This window comes from Rathayibacter rhapontici, from assembly GCF_001995175.1.
GTDB lineage: Bacteria > Actinomycetota > Actinomycetes > Actinomycetales > Microbacteriaceae > Rathayibacter.
In genome coordinates, this window is record NZ_MUKN01000025.1 from 32,823 (window position 1) to 55,471 (window position 22,649).

The following is a 22,649-nucleotide window of genomic DNA, read 5'->3' on the forward strand; positions in this document are numbered from 1 at the left end:
CCCGCCCGGGACGCCCGCGGCGGACCCGCTCAGTATCGTGGAGCCGTGACTCCGAGCCTCGACGACGACCTCCGCCTCGCCCTCCGCCTCGCCGACGCGGCCGACGCCGTCTCGAGCGAGCGGTTCCTCGCGAGGGACCTCGTCGTGACCACCAAGCCCGACCGCACCCCGGTCACCGACGCGACCGCGCCGTCGAGGAGACGATCCGCGGGATCCTCGGCGAGGAGCGGCCCGAGGACTCGATCCTGGGCGAGGAGTTCGGCACCTCGGGCGACGCGTCCCGCCAGTGGATCCTCGACCCGATCGACGGCACGGCCCACTTCCTCCGCGGCGTGCCGATCTGGGCCACGCTCATCGCCCTCGCGGTCGACGGAGTGCCCGTCGTCGGCGTCGTCTCGGCGCCCGCCCTCGGCAAGCGCTGGTGGGCCGCGAAGGGCTCCGGCGCCTGGACCGACGAGAGCACCGGAGCCGTCGGCCGGATCGAGCTGCCGGACGAGCTGCGCGGCGTCCTGGCCGCCCCGGCAGTGCAGCAGCCGCGCCGGATCCGGGTCTCGGGCATCGCCGATCTGTCCGACGCGACCTTCAGCTACAACAGCATCCAGCAGTGGGACGGCGCCGGTCGGCTCGATCAGCTGCTCGAGCTGGCGCGCGGCGTCTGGCGCGACCGCGCGTACGGCGACGCCTGGGCCTACATGCTCGTCGCTGAGGGCCTGCTCGACGGCGCGGGCGAGTTCGATGTGAAGCCCTACGACCTCGCGGCTCTCGTGCCGATCGTCGAGGAGGCCGGCGGCCGCTTCACCTCGGCCGACGGCGAGGCCGGGCCGTGGCACGGCAGCTCGCTGGCGACGAACGGCGTCCTGCACGACGAGATCCTCGCGATCGTGGCGGCCCGATGAGGCGCGGTGCCCCTCCGCTCGCCTGTGCGGCCCTCGTCCTGGCCCTCGCCTCCTGCTCCTCGGTCGTCGGCTCCGACTCCCCCGACGCCGTGCGGGACGAGGCCGGGACGGTGGTGACCGCGGGCGTCGTCGACGCGTTCTCGGTGCGGAGGGGCGACTGCCTCCTCGCCCCCGACGGCTCCCGCCTCGCCGACGTCGAGCTCGTGCTGTGCGCCGACGTGCACGACCTGGAGGTCTTCCACTCCTTCGCCCAGCCCGGCGACGACTACACGAGCCGGAACACCCTGCTCGCGCAGGCGAAGGCCGCGTGCGACATCGAGTTCCCGGCCGCGATCGGAGTGCCGTACGGCGCCTCCGCGCTCGAGTACCGCAGCATCGTGCCCTCCGAGGCGAGCTGGCGGCACGGCGACCGCACGATCCTCTGCGCGGTGTTCGACCCCACCACGGGGCCCGCCGCCGGCACGCTCTTCGGCGCCGCGCGCTGCGCGCGGGAGCACTGCGCGGCCGCCTCCGTCCGTCAATCCCTGCCCCGGACCCGTTGACAGGCGCCAGGAGTCGGCGCACTGTGAATGGACCCGAGAACGGCCCGGGGGGTGCCGGACGAGCGACGAGGAGTCGTCCATGCGCCACGAGACCAGCGCCGATCCACCCGAGCGGCGCTCCGTCACCGAGCGGGACTTCGCGCCCGCGGACACGCTCTTCGACCGCATCCGCCACGAGACGGCGCTCGTCGCCGCCGCGGACATCCTCGAGGAGGGCGGTCACTCCGACTGGGCCGCGGTGCTGCGGGACTACACGGTCGCCTCGGACAAGGTCCTGTCCGTGCACGGCGACGCCGACGCGGCGACCCTGGGATGGCTGAAGGCCCGCGGCATCGTCTCGCTGCTCGTGACGGAGGAGTGCGACGACGCCCACACGGTCGAGCACGTCTCCGCCGCCCTCGCCGCGATGAACGCCGTGACCCTGACGGTCGATGCGGAGCGCTCCGAGCGGCTGCGCCCGCTGATCGACGCCCTCGCCCGGGTCCTGCCTGACGCCTTCGCCGAGCTGCCCGTCGGGGTGCACTCGGACTACCCGCCGGGGACCGCCGCCGCCGCGCTGACGCCGACCGAGCTCTACCGCTCCTGGGCAGCGCCCGTGACTCTCGTCGGCCCCGCACGGGAGGAGGCCGACCGGGTGGAGCTGCTGACGCTCTACGGCCGGCTGCGCCAGCTCGACGTGCGGCCGGAGTGAACGGCCGGCGCGTCCGGACGTGCAGAAGCCCCGCCTCCCTCTCGGGAGCGGGGCTTCTGACTGCTCGGCGTGTGCGACGACGACCGGTGGTGGAGATGGGGGGAATTGAACCCCCGTCCATCGCTGTGATTCTGCGCCTTCTACGGGTGTAGCCAGTGAAAGCGTTCTACTCGGCCCCGACCGTTACCACTGACGCATCGGTCGACGGGCCCAGCCCGAGTTCGAGTCCCGCGTCGCCCTCAGGCGTAACGACGCAGCAAGTCCTCTAGATGACGCCAGGATCCGGGGCGAGGACGCACCCACGGGCTGACGGACTATCGACTCTGCTTAGGCAGCGAGAGCGAAGTCGGTGCGCTTCTGTTCGGCACCTGTGTTTTTCAGAGATCGTTAACGAGATAACCCTGAATCCTCGACCCGCTTCTCGCAGTTTCGCAGGCAATGTCGAAACCGATCATCCCCGCGAGCACTCGGCGCGGATGCCGTGAAGCACCGCCCTGGAGTGGGTCGTCGTCGCACACTGTCGAGTTGTGGATCCGCTGCTCCCCGCAAGGAGCGACGGCTGCCGCAAGCGGGTGGAACCGCAGTGGCAGATGACCATTCTAGCCGCTCCTGCGAGCGCGTGGGACCCGGGCTCAGGACTCGGCGCGCGCCGTCGTGCGTCGGCGCCGCAGGTCCAGCAGCCCCAGCACCAGCGCGAGCGCGATCAGCCCGAGAGTGACGAAGTAGCCGTTGCGGAACGCGTCGTGGTACGCCACGAGCCCCTCGGTCATGCCCGCCTCGCTGGCGAGCGTGGCGAAGAAGACGGCGGAGGCGCAGGCCGTGCCGACGGCGGTGCCGAGACGCTGGCCGAGCTGGCCGACCGACCCCGCGACCCCGCCCTGCTCCGGCGGGATCTCGGCCAGCGTCAGCGTCTGGTTCGGCGAGACGACGAAGCCGCCGCCCGCTCCGGCCACCAGCATCGCCGCGGCCATGCCGTACGCCGCGGTCTCGGCCGGCATCAGCTCGGCCGCCAGCAGCACCAGGGTGAAGCCGATGATCACCAGAACGATGCCCAGCACGACGAGCGAGCGGCCGTACGTCTGCACGAGCCTGCCGCCGTACCAGGCGGTCAGCGCCGACGTCAGCGCGAAGGGGATGCTCACCATGCCCGCGAACACCGGCGCGAGCCCGAGGCCCTGCTGGAGGAACAGCGTGGTCAGGAGGAACGTGGCCGGGATCGCCGCGAAGTACGAGGTCGCGACGAGGATCCCGTTGCGGTACGAGCTCGTGCGGAAGATCCGGAAGTCGATCACCGGCGTGCGCCCGAGCGCCGAGTAGTGCGACTCCCAGCGCACGAAGACGGCGGCGGCGGCCACCGCGAGCACCAGCCAGAACCAGCGGAACGGCGAATCGGTCGACGCCCCCGTGGTCAGCAGGAACGGGAGCATGAACGCGAAGATCGCCACGCCCAGGAGCAGCAGCCCGACCGGGTCGAGCGAGGTGTCCCCCGCGGCCTTCCTCTGCACCCGCGGCAGGAGGCGCCAGGCGAGGACCAGGGCGGCCGCGCCCAGCGGGATGTTCATCCAGAAGAGCAGGCGCCAGCCGTCCTGCTCGCCGCCGATCGCGATGAGCAGTCCGCCCAGGGTCGGGCCGAACGCGGTCGACAGGCCGATCACCGCGCCGAACACCCCGAACGCCCGGGCACGCTCCGCGCCGGTGAAGAGCTGCTGCACGAGCCCGAGCACCTGCGGCATCTGGATCCCCGCCGCGATCCCCTGCAGGAAGCGGGCGACGACGAGCAGCTCGATCGACGGCGCGACGGCGCAGAGCAGGCTCGTCAGCGTGAAGACGGTCAGGCCGATCAGGAAGAGGAGCCGGCGCGAGCGGATGTCGCCCAGACGTCCGGCCGGCACGAGCGCCAGACCGAACGCGAGCGCGTACCCCGCGACGATCAGCTGCAGCTGGCTCGCATCCGCCGAGAGCGACTTCTCGATCGAGGGCAGGCCGACGTTGACCTTCGACAGGTCCAGGATCGTGAAGGCCGCCACCGACACCGCCACGGCGAAGGCCCGCCAGCGGGTCCTCTCCTCGGCGGCGGTGCGCGGTGCGTCGGGGGAGCTCTCGGAGGCGGTCACGCCCTCCAGTCTCCCAGCACCCGCGGAGCCGCGACCCGGCTTGCGCGCGGGCGCCCTCGCGGCCTACTCCCCCAGGCGGCGGCGGGTGGCCATGGCGCGGTCGGCCTCGCGGCGGTCCTGGCGCTCGCGGAGCACCTGGCGCTTGTCGTAGTCCTTCTTGCCCTTGGCGACCGCGAGCTCGACCTTCGCCTTGCCGTCGCTGAAGTACAGCGAGAGCGGGATCAGCGTGTACCCGCCCTCCTTCACCTTGTTGTGGATCTTGAGGATCTGCGCCTTGTGCAGCAGCAGCTTGCGCTTGCGGCGCGGCGGGTGGTTCGTCCAGGTGCCCTGCGCCCACTCGTTGATGTGGACCGCGTCGAGCCAGGCCTCTCCGCCGTCGACGAAGGCGTAGCCGTCGACGAGGGACGCGCGGCCCGCGCGCAGCGACTTGACCTCGGTGCCGGTCAGCACGAGGCCGGCCTCGTAGGTGTCCTCGATGAGGTAGTCGTGGCGCGCCTTGCGATTGGTCGCGACGACCTTCTGTCCCTGTTCCCTGGGCACGGCGGCTCCTTGCGTCCGAGAGCGATGATGGGCCGCCCCGTCCGGGGCAGCCCATCAGTATACGCGCGCCGCCGGGTCAGACCCGCAGGTACCGGGCGATCGCGACGTTGGAGGCGATCGCCGCGAGGATCGCCCCGACCACCACCAGGATCGGGACCACGATCAGGGCGTCGTCCAGGCCCACGAAGGACGTGAGCGGGATCCGGTAGGCGAGGAACCCCTGCACGAAGAACTGCACGATCGCGACCACGGCCACACCCGCCAGCAGGGAGCCCAGCAGCGCGGCGAACACCCCCTCGAGGATGAACGGGGTCTGGATGAAGCGGTTGGACGCGCCGACCAGTCGCATGATCCCGAGCTCGCGCCTGCGCGAGAACGCCGACAGCCGGATCGTCGTGGCGATCAGCAGTACCGCCGCCACGAGCATGAGCACCGCGATCCCGATCGCCGTGTAGCTCGCCGCGTTCAGGATCGAGAAGATCTGGTCGAGGTACTGCCGCTGATCGGTGACGCTCTCCACGCCCGAGACGCTCGAGAGGCTCTCGACGAGCACGTCCGACTGCGTCGGGTCCTGCAGGTTGATCCAGAACGTCTGGTTCAGCAGGTCGGGAGTGACGTACTCGGCGACGGGGTTCCCGGCGAACTGCTCCTGGAAGTTCGCGTACGCCTGGTCGTGGTCCTCGAAGTAGAAGCGGTCGATGTACGGCGCGAGGGTCGACCCGTCGAGCTGCGTCTCGACCGAGTCGATCTGCTCCTGGGTCGCGTCCGAGCCGCTGCAGTTCGAGCCGCCGGAGGTGGCGGTGCACATGTACACCGCGACCTGCGCCTTGTCGTACCAGAAGTTCTTCATCTGGCCGATCTGCATCTGCAGCAGGATCGCCGTGCCGACGAAGGTGAGGGAGATGAAGGTCACCAGGATCACCGAGACGACCATGGAGACGTTGCGCCGGAGGCGCTCGCGACCTCCGACCAGATGAGTGCCATTCTCACTTGACGGGTCCTACGTTCTGCTGGTCGTCTCCGGTCTCGTCGCCCTCGCCCGCGTGCGCGCGCAGGCCCAGGCGGGCCGCGAGGGACTCCTCGGGCAGCGCGCCGGTGTCGGCGGGGAGGTAGATCGGACCGGTCTGACTCTGGAGCTCGACGCGCGGGGCGGCGGGCGCCTCCGGCTCGGCGGGGGCGGGTGCGGGGGTCGACTCCTCGGCAGCCGGAGCGACGGGAGCCGGGTCCGGCGCGGCAGCGGAGCGGCGCCCCTCGGGCACGACGGGCTGCGCGGCGGTCTGCGACAGGCGCGGACGGAGGAAAGACCCGGTGCGCGAGGCGGCCTCGGGCTCCGCGGGTGCGGCGCTGCGCCGCAGGTCCAGCTCCGGCACCTCGGCGGGAGCGAGCTCGCCGTCGATCAGAGCGGGGGCGTCGACGGGCTCGGCCGCGGACTCGACGGCGGGGTGGTCGTCGGCCGCGACCACGACCACTCCGTCGTGGACGACGGTGATGCTCTCGGTCTGGCCGTAGCCGCCCTGGCTCTCGTCGCGGACGATGCTGCCCGCCGAGAGCTCGATGACGCGGCGCTTCATCTGGTCGACGATGCCGGCCTCGTGCGTCGCCATGATGACGGTCGTGCCGCCGGCGTTGATCCGCTCGAGGAGCGCCATGATGCCGGCGCTGGTCGTGGGGTCGAGGTTGCCGGTCGGCTCGTCGGCGAGCAGGACGGCGGGCTTGTTGACGACGGCGCGGGCGATCGCGACGCGCTGCTGCTCGCCGCCCGAGAGCTCGTGCGGCAGGCGCGACGCCTTGCCGGCGAGCCCGACCATCTTCAGGGTGTCCGGGACGGCCTCCTGGATGAAGCCCTTGGACTTGCCGATCACCTGCAGGCTGAACGCGACGTTGTCGAAGACCGACTTGTTCGGCAGCAGCCGGAAGTCCTGGAACACCACGCCCATGTTGCGGCGGAAGTAGGGGACCTTGCGGCTCGAGATCTTGCCGAGGTTCTGACCCAGCACGTGGATCGACCCCGAGGAGGGCCGCTCCTCCTTGAGGATCAGCCGGAGGCAGCTCGACTTGCCGGACCCGGAGGCGCCGACGAGGAAGACGAACTCGCCCCGCAGGATCTCGAGATCGATGGCGTTCAGGGCGGGTCTCGTGCCGCCGCGATACTGCTTGGAGACGTTGTCGAAGCGAATCATGTCGATACGAGGGTAAGCGACGATGCCCCGGGGGCCGCCGCCGGGCTCCCCCGGCGCGCCGGGCGAGGCGACCGGGAGGGCTCCGCGGAGCGGCTCAGGCGGACTTGCGCCAGCGGATCCCCGCGGCGATGAAGCCGTCGAGGTCGCCGTCGAAGACGTGGGCCGGAGTGCCGACCTCGTAGTCCGTCCGGAGGTCCTTGACCATCTGGTACGGAGCGAGCACGTAGCTGCGCATCTGGTCGCCCCAGCTCGCGGTGATGTTCCCGGCGAGCTCCTTCTTGGTGGCCGCCTCCTGCTCCTTCTGCAGCAGCAGCAGTCGCGACTGCAGCACGCGCATGGCGGCGGCGCGGTTCTGGATCTGGCTCTTCTCGTTCTGCATCGAGACGACCGTGCCCGTGGGGATGTGGGTCAGCCGGACGGCGGAGTCGGTGGTGTTGACCGACTGGCCGCCGGGGCCAGAGGAGCGGAAGACGTCGACGCGGATGTCGTTGTCGGGGATCTCGATCGCCCCGGCCTCCTCCATCAGCGGGATGACCTCGACCGCCGCGAAGGAGGTCTGGCGCTTGCCCGCCGCGCCGAAGGGGCTCATCCGGACGAGGCGGTGCGTGCCGGCCTCGACCGAGAGCGTGCCGAAGGCGTAGGGGGCGTCGATCTGGAAGGTGGCCGACTTGATGCCCGCCTCCTCCGCGTAGCTCGCGTCCATGACGGTCGCGGAGTACTTGTGCTTCTCGGCCCAGCGCAGGTACATGCGCATGAGCATCTCGGCGAAGTCGGAGGCGTCGACGCCGCCTGCTCCGGCGCGGATCGTGACGACCGCAGGGCGGTCGTCGTACTCGCCGTCGAGCAGGGTCTGGACCTCGAGCTCGCCCATCACCTTCTGCAGCGACGCGAGCTCGGCGATCGCCTCCTGCTCGGAGTCGGCGTCCTCGGCCTCGTTCGCCATCTCGACGAGCACCTCGAGGTCGTCCAGGCGGCGCTCGATCGAGGTGATGCGCGCCAGCTCGGACTGCCGGTGGCTGAGCGCGCTCGTCACCTTCTGCGCGTTGACCGTGTCGTCCCACAGATCGGGGGCGCCGGCCTGCTCGTTCAGCTCCGCGATGCGGGTGCGGAGGCGATCGACGTCGATCACGGCGCGGATGTCGTCGAAGGTGGAGCGGAGAGCAGTGATCTGCTCGGTGAAGTCGTTGTCCAGCATGGTGCCCCCAGACTACCGGGGACCACCGCCCGGCCCGGCGTACGCTGGGGATGGTGACCGTCCCCGCCGAGCGCCCGTTCCCCGTCGGGCCGCTCCTGCTGTCGACGTTCCTCCCCACCCTCCTCTTCTCGATCGGCGAGGGCGCGATCATCCCGCTGCTGCCGGTCGCGGCCGGCGACCTCGGGGCGACCCTCGCGATCGCGGGCCTGGTCTCGGGCATGATCATGATCGGCGAGCTCGCGGGCGACGTGCCCAGCGGCTGGGTGGTCTCGCGCATCGGCGAGCGCGGCGCCATGCTCGCCGCCTCGGCCGCGTCGATCCTCGGTCTCGTGATCTGCCTCCTGTCGACCTCCTGGGTGGGCCTGACCGTCGGCGTCTTCGTGATCGGAGTCGCGACCGCGGTGTTCGCGCTGGCGCGGCACGCGTTCATGACGTCGTTCGTCCCCGTCGGCTACCGGGCGCGAGCCCTGTCGGCCCTGGCCGGGGCGTTCCGCGCCGGCTGGCTGATCGGACCGTTCGTGTCGGCGGGAGTGGTGCACCTGACCGGCACCGTGGAGTCCGTCTTCTGGATCCACATCGTCTGCTGCGTCGCGGCGGTCGCCGTGCTGCTCCTCGTCCCCGATCCGGCCACGATCCTCCGCCGGTCCGCGGCTGCCGTCAAGGAGACGGCGCCGCCCGAGCCGCGCCGGGGGCTCGCCCGGACCCTCCGCGAGCACCGCGGAGTCCTCGCCCGGATGGGGACCGGCGCCGCGCTCATCGGCGGGCTCCGAGCGAGCCGCACCGTGGTCCTGCCGCTCTGGGCCGTGAGCATCGGGATGGGCGAGACGGACACCGCGATCGTCATCGGCATCGCGGGCGGACTCGACTTCGCCCTCTTCTACCTGGGCGGCCAGCTCATGGACCGCTTCGGCCGGGGCGCCACGGCGATCCCGTCGATGATCGGACTCGGAGCGGGCCACCTGGTGCTGGCCGTCACCCTGCTCGCCGTCGATCCCGTGCCGTGGTTCGTGGCGGTCGCGTGCCTGCTCGCGGTGGCGAACGGAGTCGGCTCGGGCATCCTCATGACGATCGGAGCGGATCTCGCTCCGCAGGACGATCCCGCGCCCTTCCTCGGCGCGTTCCGCTTCACGGGCGACGTCGGCGGCGCCGTCGCTCCGCTGGTCGTCGCCGGGCTCACCGCTGCGGTGTCCCTGCCCTTCGCCGCCGGAGCCGTGGGAGTGCTGGGCCTGGTGGGCGCGGGCGCGCTCGCCCGGTGGATCCCGCGCTACCTCCCCCACGGACGGCCGAGCGGCTGACGCTCCCCTCCTACACTGGAGCGGCACCCGCGGGAGTGGTGGAATGGCAGACACGCAGGATTTAGGTTCCTGTGCCGAGAGGCGTGAGGGTTCGAGTCCCTCCTTCCGCACGATGCCGTCGTCACGTCCGCAGGGTCGCGGACCCTGTGCCGACCGGTCGCGGATCCACGGCTCGCGCGAGGAGTCGACGGGTACGCTGTGCGCTGTCACGCCGCCCGACCGCCTCCCGGCCCCACGGCACTGCAGACGACTGGAGACCTGTTGAACCACGCCGCCCTGATCCCCTGGCTCGACCCGGAGACGATCCTCACCTCGTTCGGGCCGTGGGGCGTCCTCGTGGTCTGCCTGATCGTCTTCGCCGAGACCGGGCTGCTGATCGGCTTCCTCTTCCCGGGCGACACCCTGCTGATCATCACGGGCCTGCTCGCGCACGAGAACGCCTCGAACGGCGGGCTGGGCGTCCCGATCTGGATCATCTGCCTGGCGATCGGCCTCTCGGCGTTCGTCGGCGGCGAGGTCGGCTACCTGATCGGGCACAAGGCCGGACCGCGCATCTTCGAGCGCAAGGAGTCGGGCTTCTTCAGCGTCGAGAACGTGCGCCGCACGAACGCGTTCTTCGAGCGCTTCGGCGGGCTCGCCGTGATCCTCGCGCGCTTCGTCCCGATCGTGCGGACCTTCGCGCCGATCGCCGCGGGCGTCGCGCACATGAACTACAAGAAGTACAGCCTCTACAACCTGATCGGCGCGCTGATCTGGGGCAGCGGCGTGACCCTCCTGGGCTGGCTGCTCGCCTTCATCCCGCCGGTCGCCGACTTCGTGTCGCACTACATCGACGTGATCCTGATCGGAGCGGTCGTGCTCGCGATCGTGCCGACGCTCTTCCACTTCTTCCAGCAGCAGCGCAGGGCCCGGCACGCCGTCGATCCCGAGACCGATGCGGCCGAGGCGAGCGCGCTCGTCCTCGACCCGTCGACGCTCGACGAGGAGCGCCGCTCGCACTGACCCCGGCCGTCAGGCCAGGCGCGCCGCCAGCTCGGTCAGCTCCGCGCGCAGCGCGGTGAACGCCCGCGCGCGGTGGCTCGCCGCGTTCTTCTCCTCGGGCGAGAGCTCGGCCGCCGTGCGCTCCGCCCCCTCGGGAACGAACACCGGGTCGTAGCCGTGCCCGTTCGTCCCGCGCGGGGCGGTCGCGATCGCGCCGGGCCACCGGCCCTCGACGACGATCTCCCGACCGCCCGCGAGCACCCGGTCCGGGACGACGAGGGCGATCGTGCAGACGAAGTGCGCCCCGCGGTGCTCCTCGTGCACGTCGGCGATCTGGGCGAGCAGGAGCTCGAGGTTCGCGACGGCGTCGTGCGGTCTGCCCGACCAGCGCGCCGAGAAGATCCCGGGCGACCCGCCGAGGACGTCCACCCGGATCCCGGAGTCGTCCGCGAGCGCCACGAGGCCCGTGTGCGCGGCCGCGGCGCGGGCCTTGATGAGCGCGTTCTCGGCGAAGGTCACCCCGTCCTCCACCGGCTCCGGACCGTCGTACGCGCGGACACCCACCCCCGGCAGGGCCCCGGCGAGCATCGCCCGGAACTCCTCGACCTTGCCCGCGTTGTGGGTGGCGAGGACGAGGTCCAGGCTCACGCGCCGGCCTCCCCGGCGAGCGCCTCGGCCTGGATGCGGGCGAGATCGGACGCTCCGGCGACGGCGAGGTCGAGCAGGGCGTCGAGCTCGCGGCGGTCGAACGGGGCTCCCTCGGCGGTGCCCTGCACCTCGACGAAGAGGCCGCGGCCGGTGACGACCACGTTCATATCGGTCTCGGCGCGCACGTCCTCGACGTAGGCGAGGTCGAGCATCGGCACGCCGTCGATGATGCCGACGGAGACGGCCGAGAGACTGTCGATCAGCGGCACCGCCTTCTGCCCGATGTACTTCTTGCCGCGCGCCCACTCGATGGCGTCGACCATCGCCACGTAGCGCCGGTGATCGCCGCGGTGCGGGTGCCTCCGTCGGCCTGGAGCACGTCGCAGTCGATGACGAGGGTGTTCTCGCCCAGCGCCTTCATGTCGACGACGGCGCGGAGGCTGCGGCCGATCAAGCGCGAGATCTCGTGCGTGCGGCCGCCGACCTTGCCCTTGATCGACTCGCGGTCCATCCGCGAGTTGGTGGAGCGGGGCAGCATAGCGTACTCCGCGGTCACCCAGCCCTTGCCCTTGCCCTGCAGCCAGCGCGGCACGCCGTTGGTGAACGACGCGGTGCAGAGCACCTTCGTGTTCCCGAACGAGACCAGGGCGGAGCCCTCGGCCTGCGTGCTCCAGCCGCGCTCGATGGTCACGGTGCGCAGCTCGTCGGGCGCGCGGCCGTCCTTGCGGACGACGGCCTTGTCGGTGGTGTCGGTCACTGGCTTCTCCCTCGATGAGGCGCGGACTGGTCCAGCTCGCGCAGGTTGATGGTGCCGGTCTCGACGAGGTCGACGCTCGAGACCTCGGGGCCGAGGAAGCGGCGGGCGAGGCGGACGAAGTCGCTCGAGCCCGTCTCCTCCCAGCGGTAGGTCGGCGGCTCGGGGGCGGTCCGCTGCAGACCGTGGGCGACGAGCGTGCGGTACACGTCGAGCGCGGTCTCCTCGGCGCTCGAGACGAGCCGGACGTCCGGACCCATGACGTACGCGATGGCGCCGCGCAGCAGCGGGTAGTGCGTGCAGCCGAGCACGAGCGTGTCGACCCCGGCGGCCTTCATCGGCGCGAGGTACTCCTCGGCGACGGCGAGCAGCTCGTCGCTCCACGTGACTCCCGCCTCGACGAACTCGACGAAGCGCGGGCAGGCGGCGGTGACGAGCTCGAGGTCGGGAGCGGCGACGAAGGCGTCGTCGTAGGCCCGGGAGCGGATGGTGCCCACGGTGCCGATGACGCCCACGCGGCGGTTGCGCGTGTCGCGCACGGCGCTGCGCACGGCCGGCTGGATCACCTCGACCACGGGGATGCCCCGGCCGATCGTGTAGCGCTCGCGCGCATCCCGCATCATCGCCGCGGAGGCGGTGTTGCAGGCGATGACGAGCAGCTTCGCGCCCTGGTCGACGAGCGTGTCGAGCGTGTCGAGGGCGTAGGCGCGGACATCGGCCAGGGGCTTGGGGCCGTAGGGCGAGTGCGCGGTGTCGCCGAGGTAGACGATCGACTCGTTCTGCAGCTGGTCGATGATCGAGCGGGCCACGGTGAGGCCGCCGACACCCGAGTCGAAGATTCCCAGGGGCGCGTCGGTCACGATCGAACAGCCTACCCGCGACCCTCCGGGTCATCGCGAGCCCGCGGTCCTAGCGGCGCCCGGGCGGGCCCGCGAGCCCCCTTCGAGCTCCGCTCCCGTCGTGGAAGACTGCGGGCATGGACGCGACCGCCTTCCTCACCGACCGGTACGAGCTCACGATGGTCGAGGGCGCCCTCGGCAGCGGCACGGCCGATCGGCGGTGCATGTTCGAGGTCTTCGCCCGGAGCCTGCCGGCCGGCCGGCGGTACGGGATCCTCGCCGGCACCGGGCGCCTGCTCGAGCTCGTCTCGCGCTTCCGCTTCGGCGAGCCGGAGCTCGACTGGCTGCGGGAGAACCGAGTGGTCGACTCCCGCACCCTCGACTGGCTCGCCGACTACCGCTTCAGCGGCGACGTCTGGGGCTACCGCGAGGGCGAGGTCTACCTGCCCGGCTCCCCTGTGCTGATCGTCGAGGCGCCCTTCGCCGAGGGCGTGCTGCTCGAGACGCTCGTGCTCTCGGTGCTCAACCACGACAGCGCCGTCGCGAGCGCCGCCGCCCGCATGGTCTCGGCCGCCGACGGCCGCCCGCTCGCCGAGATGGGCTCGCGGCGGGCCGGGGAGCGCTCGGCCGTCGCGGCCGCCCGCGCCGCCTACATCGCCGGCTTCGGCGCCACCTCGAACCTCGAGGCGGGGCGCAGCTGGGGAGTGCCGACGATGGGCACCTCCGCGCACGCGTTCACGCTGCTGCACGACTCGGAGGAGGACGCGTTCCGCGCGCAGGTCGCGGCGCTCGGCCCCGGCACCACGCTCCTCGTCGACACCTACGACGTCACCGCGGCGGTCGACCTGGCGGTGCGGGTCGCCGGCACCGGCCTCGGCGCCGTGAGGATCGACTCCGGCGATCTGCCGCAGCAGGTCGCGGCCGTGCGCGCGCAGCTCGACGCCCTGGGGGCGACCGGCACCAGGATCACCGTGACGAACGACCTGGACGAGTACGGGATCGCGGGCCTCGCCGCGTCCCCCGTCGACTCCTACGGCGTCGGGACCTCCGTCGCCACGGGGTCCGGCCACCCGACCGCGGGCATGGTCTACAAGCTCGTCGCGCACGAGGACGACGCCGGCGAGTGGGTCGCGGTCGCGAAGAAGTCCGCCTCGAAGGCCTCGATCGGCGGCCGGAAGGCGGCGGGCCGGCTGCTGTCGGCCGACGGAGTGGCCGAGGAGGAGGTCGTGCACGTCGGCGCCGGACCGGAGGGCGGCGTGGGAGCCGGCGAGCGGGCCCTGCTGGTCCCGCTCGTGGAGGACGGCGAGATCCTCGGCGCGGCGCTGGGGGCCGCCGGCACCGCAGCGGCACGCGAGCACCGCGCCTCGGCGGTGGCGGAGCTGCCGCTCGACGCGCTGCGCCTGGGCCGGGGCGACCCGGTCATCCCCACGCGCTACGCGTGAGGGCCCGCGCCGCGGACAGCGGCGCGAGCCCCGCGGCTCACTTCATCCGCGCGTAGATCTCCTTGCAGGAGGGGCACACCGGGAACTTCTCCGGGTCGCGCCCCGGCAGCCACTTCTTGCCGCAGAGCGCCTTGACCGGCTTGCCGGTGAGGGCGCTCTCGAGGATCTTGTCCTTCTGCACGTAGTGGGAGAACCGCTCGTGGTCTCCCGGCTCGATCGTCTCCTGATTGAGGAGCTCCTCGAGCTCGCGGTCGAGGGTGGCGGTTCCTCCGCCTCCCTCGAGAGGGTCGGTGCTGCTGTTCTCGGGGCGGGTCGTCATGCCCTCGATCCTACGCGCGGACGACCGCGGGGTCGGGGGTCGCGAGAGCCGGCCTCAGTACCGGCTCGTGAACGAGACCAGCTCGGCGGCGCGGCGGTCGAAGAGCCATCCGCCGAGCAGCACGCCGAGGAGGAAGACGACCGCGGCGCTGCCGAAGCCCGTCAGCACCGCGGCCGACGCCGCCTCCGGATCGAGGAAGAGCGCGCGGATCGCCAGCACCACGGCGGGCGCGGCGAGGAGGAGCCCGAGCCCGAACGCCAGCGCCTGCGACCCGGCTCCACCGGCGCCCGGCGCCTGCGGCTGCACGAACGGGCTGTCGCCCGGTCGCGGGGCGGGGTAGGCGAGCCGCGCGGACACGGCGCTGGCCACTCCGGCCGGCACCAGCAGGAGGCAGGTGTTGGCGGCGAGCAGGACCGGGAGGGCGCCGTCGAGGCCCGACGTCGCGCTCGACGCCAGCGAGCCGAGCACCACGACCGGCAGCCCGAGCAGGAGCGTCGGGAAGGCGCGGCCGAGGCGGTCGGCGCGCCCGCTCACTCCGGCCGCCACGTGCAGCCAGAACGCCGAGCCGTCGTAGGCGACGTCGTTGTGCAGGAACCAGCCGAGGAAGAGCACCACCAGCGGCACCGGGAGCAGCGACAGCAGCGGGAACGGCACCTGGACGACGGCCAGCAGCACGATCACGACGACGGGCAGCAGCGGCACCGCCACGAGCGACGCCTGATAGCGCGGGTCGCGGATCCAGTAGGTGATGCTGCGGGCGGCGACCGCCCCGGCGGGCGAGCCGCCGAGCACGTCGAACCAGCCCAGGCGCAGTCCCCGCGCCGGACGGTGGGTGCGCTCGGGCCGCTCGACGAGCAGGCGCACGAGCAGCCACCAGAGCCCGGCGAGGGCGGCGAGCGTGAGCAGGGCGACGACGAGCGGACCGGCGGGCTCCCCGGCGACCGCGCTCGGGGCGATCGCCCACGCGGCGCCGAGCGGAGTCGCGCCGAGCGCCGACGCGAGGGAGCCGAGAGCGCGCGTGCCCGCTCCGCCCCAGTCGAGTCCGGTGACGACGACCAGCACCGCGGGGACCGCCAGGAGCAGCACGAGGCCCAGGATCGCGAGGAGCTCGCGCGCGGTGCGCGAAGGGACCAGCGCCGCCGAGGCGGCGAGACCGATCCGAGCGCAGAGGACCGCGGTGGCGACGGCGACCAGGGGCCCGAGCACCGCGAGGACTCCGGCGCCGGCGAAGACGGGCGCGAGCGCGAGCGCGACCACGAGCAGCGCGAGGACCGGCACCGAGATCAGGCCGGCGAGAGCGAGTGCGGCGGCCAGGCGGGCGCTGGGGATCCCGAAGAGCCGGAACGCCCGAGGGTCCATGGGATCCAGCGGTCCGAGGAGGAAGGGCAGCACGAGGAACCCGGCCGTCACGAGGGCGCCGACCGCGATCGTCGCATCGGCCGCGAGTGCGGGGTCGTCGCCGAGCGCGCCGATCCCGGCGAGCATCCCCGCGGCGGCCGCGATCGCGACGACGACTCCCAGGAGCACCCCCGCCGTGCGGGCGGGACCGGAGCGGAACGCCCCGAGCAGCACGTCGAGCCTCAGCCGGAGAAGTCGTGCAACCACTGCAGCCCCTCGGCGATCTGCTTGCCGCCCGCCAGCTCGAGGAAGCGCTCCTCGAGGGTGGCGGTGCCGGCGACGTCCTCCACCGCGCCGGCGGCGAGCACGCGGCCCCCGACGATCACGGCCACGTCGTCGCAGACGCGCTCGATGAAGTCGAGACCGTGGCTGGACAGCACGACGGTGCCCCCGCCCGCGACGAAGCGGCGCAGCACGGTGATCACCGCGGCCGAGGACACGGGGTCGACGGACTCGAACGGCTCGTCGAGGACCAGCACCCGCGGGGCGTGGATCATCGCTCCGGCGAGGGCGACCTTCTTGGCCATGCCGGCCGAGTAGTCCGAGATGAGGCGCTCGAGCGCGTCGCTCAGCCCCAGCGCCTCGGCGAGCTCCTGCGCGCGCTGCTTGGCGGTGGCCCTGTCGATGCCGCGCAGCGCCGCCGCGTAGAAGAGGAACTGGGCACCCGTCAGCCGGTCGAAGAGTCGGAGGCGATCGGGCAGGACCCCGATGAGCTTCTTCGCCGCCACCGGGTCCTTCCAGACGTCGACGCCGTGGACGAGGACGCGACCGGAGTCGGGGCGCAGGAGCCCCGTCATCATGGACAGGGTGGTGGTCTTGCCCGCGCCGTTGGGGCCGATGATGCCGTAGAACGTCCCCGCTCGGACCGCGAGGTCGATCCGATCGACCGCGACGGTGCGCCCGAAGGTGCGGGTGACGGCGTGCAGCTCGTAGACGACGGGGTGGCCCTCCGACGCCGCTGCGGTCTCCGCCGCGGCGAGGACGACGCCCTCCGGATCGGCGGGGCGCGGGGAGCGCTCGGTCCCCTCGGCGTTCGTCGACGTCATCCGGCAACGGTACCAAGTCGTCCGCCGGGCGACCGGGGCCCGCGCCGCACCCGCCGACACGGCCGACGTCAACCACCCTGGCCCTCGAGGGCGGGGACTGTACACTATCCCTCGACCCGAGGAGCAATCAGATCGATACGCAGCGGTTAATTCGAGGAGACGAGCAGACGATGACGAACAACGGAACGAACCGGGGCCAGGCGAGCAGCACGAGCAGCACGCCCGCCACCGTCGTGATCCTCGCCGCCGGCATGGGCAGCCGCCTCGGCCGCTCCCTCCCGAAGCCGCTCACGCCGCTCAGCGACGGCCGCACGATCATGCAGCAGCAGTTCGACAACATCCACCACGCGTTCGGCACCTCGGTGCCCGTGAGCATCGTGGTCGGCTACAAGCTCGAGCACATCATCGAGGCGTTCCCCTCGGCGTCCTTCGTCTACAACGAGCAGTACGACCAGACCAACACCTCCAAGAGCCTGCTCCGCGCCCTCCAGGCCTCGGGCCAGGGCGGGGTCCTCTGGATGAACGGCGACGTGGTCTTCGACCCGCGCATCCTCGACCGCGCCGCGGCCCTCATCGCCAAGGACGCCTCCTTCGTCACCGTCAACACCGCGAAGGTCTCCGACGAGGAGGTCAAGTACACGACGAGCGCCGAGGGCTACATCGAGGAGCTCTCCAAGACCGTCCGCGGCGGTCTCGGCGAGGCCGTCGGCATCAACTACGTCTCGGCGGCCGACAAGCCCGCGCTCATCCGCCAGCTCGCCCGGGTCGACGCCCAGGACTACTTCGAGCGTGGCATAGAGTTGGCGATCGAGCAGGACCGACTGCTCGTCGAGCCGATGGACATCTCCGACCTCTACGCCGTCGAGGTGGACTTCGCCGAGGACCTCGAGCGCGCGAACCTCTTCGTCTGACGCCCGGGTCCTCCCCGGCTCGATCCGGGCCGGGTGAGGAGTCGCGCGCAGTGAGCAGAGCGGACGGCACGAGCACCGCGGACGGCACGAGCACGGCCGTCGCCGAGCGGCACCGGCGCTCGGCGGGCTGGCGCTACCGCCACTCCCTCTGGCTGCTCACGCGCCGCGACCTCACGGTCCGCTACGCGACCAGCGCGCTCGGCTACTTCTGGTCGATCCTCGACCCGCTGGTGATGTCGGGCATCTACTACTTCGTCTTCACCGTCGTCTTCGACCGCTCGGTCGGCGAGGACCCCTACATCGTCTTCCTCCTCGCCGGGCTGCTGCCGTGGATGTGGTTCAACCAGGCCACCTCGGACGCGACGCGCGCGTTCCTCAAGGAGGCGAAGCTCGTCCGCTCGACGTCGATCCCCCGCACCATCTGGGTCGGGCGGATCGTGCTGTCGAAGGGGATCGAGTTCGTCGCGAGCATCCCCGTGCTGGTGCTGTTCGCCGTCCTCGCCGGCGCAGAGGTGACGTGGGCCGTCCTGCTGTTCCCGGTGGCGATCCTCCTGCAGGGGGTGCTGACGCTCGGCGTCGGGCTCCTGGTCGCTCCGCTGGTCGTGTTCTTCCGCGACCTCGAGCGCGTGATCAAGCTCGTGCTGCGGTTCCTCTTCTACGCGTCGCCGATCATCTACTCGACCGACAACCTCCCGGTCGAGATCCAGCCGTGGGCAGCGCTCAACCCGCTCAGCGGGATCTTCGCGCTCTACCGCTCCACCTTCTTCGCGAGCGAGCTCGACGCGCCGCTGATCCTCACCTCGGCCCTGATCTCGGTGCTCCTGCTCGTGCTCGGCCTGATCGTGTTCCGCCGCTCCGAGCGCGCCGTGCTGAAGGAGCTGTGATGGCCTCCACGCCCTCCCCCGGCTACCGCCGGTCGTCATCGCCTGCCGCGGTCTCGGCATCCGGTTCCGGCGGAACCGCCGCGGCACCCGCTCGTTCAAGGACCTCTTCGCCGGCCGCGCCCGCCGCTCGCGCCCCGGCGAGTTCTGGGCCCTGCGGGGCCTGGACGTCGAGGTGCGGCGGGGCGAGGCGATCGGAGTCGTGGGCCGCAACGGCCAGGGCAAGTCGACCCTCCTGAAGCTCGTCGCGGGCGTGGTGCTGCCGGACGAGGGCACGGTCGAGGTGCTCGGCGGCGTCGCTCCGCTGATCGAGATCACCGGCGGGTTCGTCGCCGATCTGAGCGTGCGCGAGAACGTCTACCTGACGGCGGGGCTGCACGGCATGTCGCGGCGCGAGGTCGACGAGCGCTTCGACTCGATCATCGAGTTCGCCGAGATCCAGGACTTCCTCGACACCCCCTACAAGCACCTCTCCAGCGGCATGAAGGTCCGCATCGCCTTCTCGGTCGTCTCGCGGCTCGAGGAGCCGATCATCCTCGTCGACGAGGTGCTCGCGGTCGGCGACAAGGCCTTCCGCGAGAAGTGCTACGCCCGCATCGAGGAGCTCCTGGCGGCCGGGCGAACGCTGTTCTTCGTCTCGCACAACGAGCGCGACCTCCGCCGCTTCTGCACCCGCGGGCTCTACCTGGACAAGGGCTCCCTGGTGCTGGATGCACCGATCGATCAGGTGCTCGCGCGTTACGCTGAGGACTACGCGCCGAAGCCGCCGACTCCCGCCGACTGACGACGGAGCCGAGCGATCGGCATCCGGACGACGCAGGAGTTGCAGCACATGGCGCCGAAGGACCGCGGCCGGGACATCGAGAAGTCGGAGCCCGGAGCGGTCGACCCCGCGCAGTTCGCGAAGCTCCTCGACAGGGTGCTCGCCGTGCAGCGGCCGGCTGTGCTCGCCAACATCAGGGCGATGCGCCGCCGCCGGCCGGACGCGAGTCCGGAGCAGCTCATCACCTCGCTCGAACGGCAGTACCTCTCGAGCGTCGCCGCCGGCGGGGCGGCCATCGGAGCGACGGCCGTCGTCCCCGGCATCGGCACCGCCGCCTCCGTGGCGCTCTCCGGCGCGGGCGCCGTCGGGTTCCTCGAGGCGAGCGCCCTCTTCGCGCAGTCGGTCACCGAGGTGCACGGCATCCGGCTCGAGGACCCTGAGCGCGCCCGCGCCCTCGTCCTCACGCTGATGATGGGCTCCTCCGGGAGCGAGCTGGTGCGCCAGGTCGCCGGGCAGGCCGCCGGCGGGGCGGGCCTCACCCAGTACTGGGGCTCGGTCGTCACCAAGGGGCTCCCCTCGTTCCTCGTCGGGGAGCTCGCCGATCGCGCGAAGCGCTCCTTCACCCGGCACTTCCTCACGCAGCAGGGAGCGGGCCTCGTCGGGCGCGCCATGCCGTTCGGCGTCGGTGCGGCCATCGGAGGCGTCGGCAACGCGATGCTCGGCCGGAAGGTCGTGCAGAACGCGCGGGACGCCTTCGGACCCGCCCCGCAGGTCTTCGGCAACGCTCTGGTGATCGAGCCGACCCGCTCCGAGCGCAAGCGCGCGCTCACCGCGGGCGCGTACGAGCCGCTCGAGCTGCACGTCCGCGACTACGGCGGAGAGGGCGACCGCGTGGCGCTGCTCCTGCACGGACTCGCCTCGGACTCGCGCACCTGGTACGCCCTCGTGCCGACCCTGCAGGAGCACGGCTACCGCGTGATCGCTCCGGACCTCGCGGGGCACGGCGGGTCGCCGAAGTCGACCGCCTACTCGCCCGAGCGCTGGGCGGCGGACGTGCGCGGCTCCGTGCTGCAGACCCCCGGCCTGATCGTCGGGCACGGGCTCGGCGCGGTCGTCGCGGCCCGGCTCGCGGACGAGTACCGACCCGAGCGCGTGATCCTGCTCGACCCCGCCTTCTCCGACTCCCGCGGACCGGCGGCCGCGCTGCGCGGCTCCCGCTCCCTGACGAAGGTCGAGAAGGGCGACGCCGGCGAGCTGCGGCGCCGCCACCCGATCTGGACCGACGAGCAGATCGAGCTCGACGTCTCGGCGCACCGGCTCTGGGATCCGGCCTCGGCCGCCGGGCTCACCGCGCGGGGTGCGGCCGACGCCCCCGACATCGTCGTCGTGCCGACGCTCGCCGTGCTCCCGGAGGAGCCGATCGCGCATCCGTCGCTCGCCGGCGTCCTCGCCGACCGCGGCGTCGAGGTGCGCAGCGTCCCCGGTGCCGGATCCTCGATCCTGCGCGAGGACCGACCGGCCCTCATCGCCGCGATCGAGGACTGGCTCTAGCGGGGTCCGCTACTTCGCCGCCTTGGCCGCGGCCTTCGCGGCCTGCTTGGTCGCGCGCACCTTGGTCAGCGACTCCGGGGAGACGATGTCGGCGACGGAGCGGAACGAGCCCTCCTCGCCGTAGGCGCCGGCGGCCTCGCGCCACCCCGCACCGTCGAAGCCCCGCTGCTTGCCGAGCAGCGCGAGGAAGATGCGCGCCTTCTGGTCGCCGAAGCCGGGCAGGGCCTTGAGGCGCGCGAGCACCGCCTTGCCGTCGGGCTCGTCGCGGGTCCAGATCGCGGAGGCGTCCCCGCCCCAGTCGTCCACGATCGCCCGGCAGAGCGCCTGCACGCGCCCGGCCATGTTGGCCGGGTAGCGATGCACCGCGGGCGGGGTGCGGCAGAGCTCGGAGAAGGCGTCCTCCTCGACGGCCGCGATCGCCTCGGCGTCGAACGGCGTGCCGAGGGCCTCGAGGCGCTCTTCGATCTTGAGGGGGCCGGCGAACGCGGTCTCCATCGCCACCTGCTGGTCGAGCAGCATGCCGATCAGCAGGGCGAGCGGATCGCGCGTCAGCAGCGCGTCGGCGTCCGGGTCGTCGGTGATGTGGAGCGCGTCGGAGGTCATCCCTCAGGGATACCACGCTCGTGCGCGAGGCGCCGCACGGTGCGGTCGATCGTCCCGAGGGAGGCCGTCAGCTCGAGGTCGGTGAGGTGGCCGTAGCCCAGGACCAGCGCCGGCCGGTCGGCCCCGCCGGAGAGTGCGTACGCGTCGAGCGTCGCCACCTCGAGCCCCTCCCGGGCGAGCGCGTCGGCGACGTCGGACGCCGCGAGGGAGCGGGGCAGCGAGAGGACGACGTGCAGCCCTCCGTCGAGACCTCTGGCCTCGCCCCAGTCGATCCGCTCCGAGAACGCGCGGACCAGCTCGCGGCGGTGCGCGTACCTCCGCCGGGCGCGGGTGAGGTGCCGACGGAAGGCACCGCCCGCCATGAAGGCGGCCAGCGCCTCCTGCGTCGGCCCCGAGACCGAGGCGTCGCGCTCGGAGTCGAGGCCGGACAGCGCCGGGCGCAGCCACGACGCCGCCGGCAGCGCGAGGAACGCGACGCGCAGCCACGGCGAGACGGTCTTGGAGAAGGAGCCGACGTGCGCCACTCCCCCGCTCGCGTCGAGCGAGGCGAGCGCGGGGAGCGGCGCGCCGACGTAGCGGAACTCGCTGTCGTAGTCGTCCTCGATCACGAGCATCCGCTCGCTCGTCGCGCGCCGCACGAGCTCGAGGCGAGCGGCGAGGGCGAGCCGACCGCCGGTCGGGTACTGGTGCGAGGGAGTGACGACGACCACGTCGGGTCGGGCGGCGGCGAGCGCTGCGAGGTCGATGCCGTCGGCGTCGAGCCCGATGCCGACCACCTCGTGCCCCTCGGCGTGCAGGCGCCGCCGCACCGCGGGGTAGCCGGGGTCCTCCACTCCGACCCGCACGGCGCGTCCGAGTGCGGTCGACGCGGCGCGGACGAGCAGCGCGACGGCATCGGCGGTGCCGCTCGTGACCACGACGTCGGCGGGGGTCACGTCGACTCCCCGGGAGCGCCGCAGCTGGTCGGCGATCTGCTCGCGCAGCCCGGGATCGCCGGTCGGCGCGGGCAGCGCGGAGGGCGGGGCGGCGAGAGCCGGCCGCCAGGCCGCGCGCCACTCGG

20 protein-coding genes, 1 tRNA gene, 1 other RNA gene and 3 pseudogenes are annotated in these 22,649 nt (G+C 72.4%); 11 read left to right on the forward strand and 14 right to left on the reverse strand.

The window, feature by feature from the left end; translation table 11 throughout:
* Positions 1 to 45: 45 nt before the first annotated feature.
* The 3 genes and pseudogenes from B0T42_RS09660 to B0T42_RS09670 all read left to right on the forward strand — a co-directional run bounded on the left by B0T42_RS09660 (position 46) and on the right by B0T42_RS09670 (position 2,129).
* A pseudogene (locus tag B0T42_RS09660) lies at positions 46 to 896 on the forward strand (inositol monophosphatase family protein).
* Positions 893 to 1,438, forward strand: coding sequence for a septum formation family protein (locus tag B0T42_RS09665; RefSeq protein WP_077222977.1), 546 nt, complete (start codon positions 893 to 895; stop codon positions 1,436 to 1,438). The pseudogene B0T42_RS09660 and the gene B0T42_RS09665 overlap by 4 nt, the downstream one beginning before the upstream one ends.
* A 79-nt stretch (positions 1,439 to 1,517) precedes the next feature.
* Positions 1,518 to 2,129, forward strand: coding sequence for a hypothetical protein (locus B0T42_RS09670; protein ID WP_077222978.1), 612 nt, complete (start codon positions 1,518 to 1,520; stop codon positions 2,127 to 2,129).
* A gap of 87 nt (positions 2,130 to 2,216) precedes the next feature.
* On the opposite strand, the gene ssrA is transcribed toward B0T42_RS09670, so the two are convergent.
* From ssrA to prfB, 6 genes and pseudogenes are all read right to left on the reverse strand, one after another.
* Positions 2,217 to 2,588, reverse strand: a transfer-messenger RNA (tmRNA) gene (gene ssrA, locus B0T42_RS09675).
* A gap of 173 nt (positions 2,589 to 2,761) precedes the next feature.
* Positions 2,762 to 4,252 carry an MFS transporter gene (locus tag B0T42_RS09680; protein ID WP_077222979.1) on the reverse strand — a complete coding sequence of 497 codons (1,491 nt, stop codon included), beginning with the start codon at positions 4,250 to 4,252 and terminating at the stop codon, positions 2,762 to 2,764.
* A gap of 54 nt (positions 4,253 to 4,306) precedes the next feature.
* Entirely contained in the window at positions 4,307 to 4,783 is a 477-nt protein-coding gene (smpB, locus tag B0T42_RS09685; protein ID WP_055793597.1) for an SsrA-binding protein SmpB, read from the reverse strand.
* 76 nt (positions 4,784 to 4,859) lie between these two features.
* Positions 4,860 to 5,767: pseudogene (ftsX, locus tag B0T42_RS09690) on the reverse strand (permease-like cell division protein FtsX).
* Between the two features lie 2 nt (positions 5,768 to 5,769).
* Positions 5,770 to 6,963, reverse strand: coding sequence for a cell division ATP-binding protein FtsE (gene ftsE / locus B0T42_RS09695; RefSeq protein WP_077222981.1), 1,194 nt, complete (start codon positions 6,961 to 6,963; stop codon positions 5,770 to 5,772).
* Between the two features lie 94 nt (positions 6,964 to 7,057).
* On the reverse strand, positions 7,058 to 8,158 hold the full coding sequence (prfB, locus tag B0T42_RS09700; RefSeq protein ID WP_055793603.1) for a peptide chain release factor 2: 1,101 nt from the start codon (positions 8,156 to 8,158) through the stop codon (positions 7,058 to 7,060).
* 50 nt (positions 8,159 to 8,208) lie between these two features.
* On the opposite strand from prfB, the gene B0T42_RS09705 reads away from it, so the two are divergent.
* The 3 genes from B0T42_RS09705 to B0T42_RS09715 all read left to right on the forward strand — a co-directional run bounded on the left by B0T42_RS09705 (position 8,209) and on the right by B0T42_RS09715 (position 10,455).
* The gene (locus B0T42_RS09705; RefSeq protein WP_077222982.1) at positions 8,209 to 9,453 is read left to right on the forward strand and encodes an MFS transporter; all 1,245 of its coding nucleotides are present in this window, start codon (positions 8,209 to 8,211) and stop codon (positions 9,451 to 9,453) included.
* A 29-nt stretch (positions 9,454 to 9,482) separates the two neighbouring features.
* Positions 9,483 to 9,563: transfer RNA gene (locus B0T42_RS09710), tRNA-Leu, on the forward strand.
* A gap of 151 nt (positions 9,564 to 9,714) precedes the next feature.
* Complete coding sequence (locus B0T42_RS09715; RefSeq protein WP_094742724.1) at positions 9,715 to 10,455, forward strand: DedA family protein; 741 nt, start codon at positions 9,715 to 9,717, stop codon at positions 10,453 to 10,455.
* A 9-nt stretch (positions 10,456 to 10,464) separates the two neighbouring features.
* Here B0T42_RS09715 and rdgB read toward each other — a convergent pair whose 3' ends face one another.
* The 3 genes and pseudogenes from rdgB to murI form a co-directional block, all read right to left on the reverse strand.
* On the reverse strand, positions 10,465 to 11,082 hold the full coding sequence (rdgB, locus tag B0T42_RS09720) for an RdgB/HAM1 family non-canonical purine NTP pyrophosphatase (RefSeq protein WP_077222983.1): 618 nt from the start codon (positions 11,080 to 11,082) through the stop codon (positions 10,465 to 10,467).
* Positions 11,079 to 11,839 (reverse strand): annotated as a pseudogene (rph, locus tag B0T42_RS09725) (ribonuclease PH). Before rph ends, rdgB begins: the two are co-directional and overlap by 4 nt.
* On the reverse strand, positions 11,836 to 12,696 hold the full coding sequence (gene murI, locus B0T42_RS09730) for a glutamate racemase (protein ID WP_056867687.1): 861 nt from the start codon (positions 12,694 to 12,696) through the stop codon (positions 11,836 to 11,838). The pseudogene rph and the gene murI overlap by 4 nt, the downstream one beginning before the upstream one ends.
* A gap of 116 nt (positions 12,697 to 12,812) precedes the next feature.
* Here murI and B0T42_RS09735 point away from each other — a divergent pair, with 116 nt between their 5' ends.
* The gene (locus B0T42_RS09735) at positions 12,813 to 14,117 is read left to right on the forward strand and encodes a nicotinate phosphoribosyltransferase (RefSeq protein ID WP_077222984.1); all 1,305 of its coding nucleotides are present in this window, start codon (positions 12,813 to 12,815) and stop codon (positions 14,115 to 14,117) included.
* 37 nt (positions 14,118 to 14,154) lie between these two features.
* On the opposite strand, the gene B0T42_RS09740 is transcribed toward B0T42_RS09735, so the two are convergent.
* Genes B0T42_RS09740 through B0T42_RS09750 form a run of 3 tightly spaced genes read right to left on the reverse strand, consistent with a single transcriptional unit; the run spans position 14,155 to position 16,880 of the window.
* Positions 14,155 to 14,436, reverse strand: a complete 282-nt coding sequence (locus tag B0T42_RS09740) for a DUF3039 domain-containing protein (protein WP_055793615.1) — start codon at positions 14,434 to 14,436, stop codon at positions 14,155 to 14,157.
* Between the two features lie 54 nt (positions 14,437 to 14,490).
* Positions 14,491 to 16,041: an ABC transporter permease gene (locus tag B0T42_RS09745; RefSeq protein WP_139344468.1), complete on the reverse strand. Its 1,551-nt coding sequence runs from the start codon at positions 16,039 to 16,041 to the stop codon at positions 14,491 to 14,493.
* Positions 16,017 to 16,880: an ABC transporter ATP-binding protein gene (locus tag B0T42_RS09750; protein WP_077222986.1), complete on the reverse strand. Its 864-nt coding sequence runs from the start codon at positions 16,878 to 16,880 to the stop codon at positions 16,017 to 16,019. Before B0T42_RS09750 ends, B0T42_RS09745 begins: the two co-directional genes overlap by 25 nt.
* Before the next feature lie 170 nt (positions 16,881 to 17,050).
* Between B0T42_RS09750 and B0T42_RS09755 the strand changes: the two genes are divergently transcribed.
* From B0T42_RS09755 to B0T42_RS19155, 4 genes are read left to right on the forward strand one after another with little or no spacing between them, the layout of a single operon-like run.
* The gene (locus B0T42_RS09755) at positions 17,051 to 17,791 is read left to right on the forward strand and encodes a phosphocholine cytidylyltransferase family protein (protein WP_077222987.1); all 741 of its coding nucleotides are present in this window, start codon (positions 17,051 to 17,053) and stop codon (positions 17,789 to 17,791) included.
* Positions 17,792 to 17,841: 50 nt separating this feature from the next.
* Entirely contained in the window at positions 17,842 to 18,675 is an 834-nt protein-coding gene (locus B0T42_RS09760; protein ID WP_077222988.1) for an ABC transporter permease, read from the forward strand.
* A gap of 37 nt (positions 18,676 to 18,712) precedes the next feature.
* Entirely contained in the window at positions 18,713 to 19,456 is a 744-nt protein-coding gene (locus B0T42_RS09765) for an ABC transporter ATP-binding protein (RefSeq protein WP_077222989.1), read from the forward strand.
* Positions 19,457 to 19,504: 48 nt separating this feature from the next.
* Positions 19,505 to 20,986 (forward strand): alpha/beta fold hydrolase, encoded by a 1,482-nt coding sequence (locus tag B0T42_RS19155; RefSeq protein WP_094742725.1) that lies wholly within the window; start codon positions 19,505 to 19,507, stop codon positions 20,984 to 20,986.
* 9 nt (positions 20,987 to 20,995) lie between these two features.
* On the opposite strand, the gene B0T42_RS09775 is transcribed toward B0T42_RS19155, so the two are convergent.
* Both B0T42_RS09775 and B0T42_RS09780 read right to left on the reverse strand, forming a co-directional pair.
* Complete coding sequence (locus tag B0T42_RS09775; RefSeq protein ID WP_077222990.1) at positions 20,996 to 21,589, reverse strand: HhH-GPD-type base excision DNA repair protein; 594 nt, start codon at positions 21,587 to 21,589, stop codon at positions 20,996 to 20,998.
* The coding region (locus B0T42_RS09780; RefSeq protein ID WP_077222991.1) for an aminotransferase-like domain-containing protein at positions 21,586 to 22,649 on the reverse strand (1,064 nt) is incomplete at its 5' end. The genes B0T42_RS09775 and B0T42_RS09780, both read right to left, overlap by 4 nt.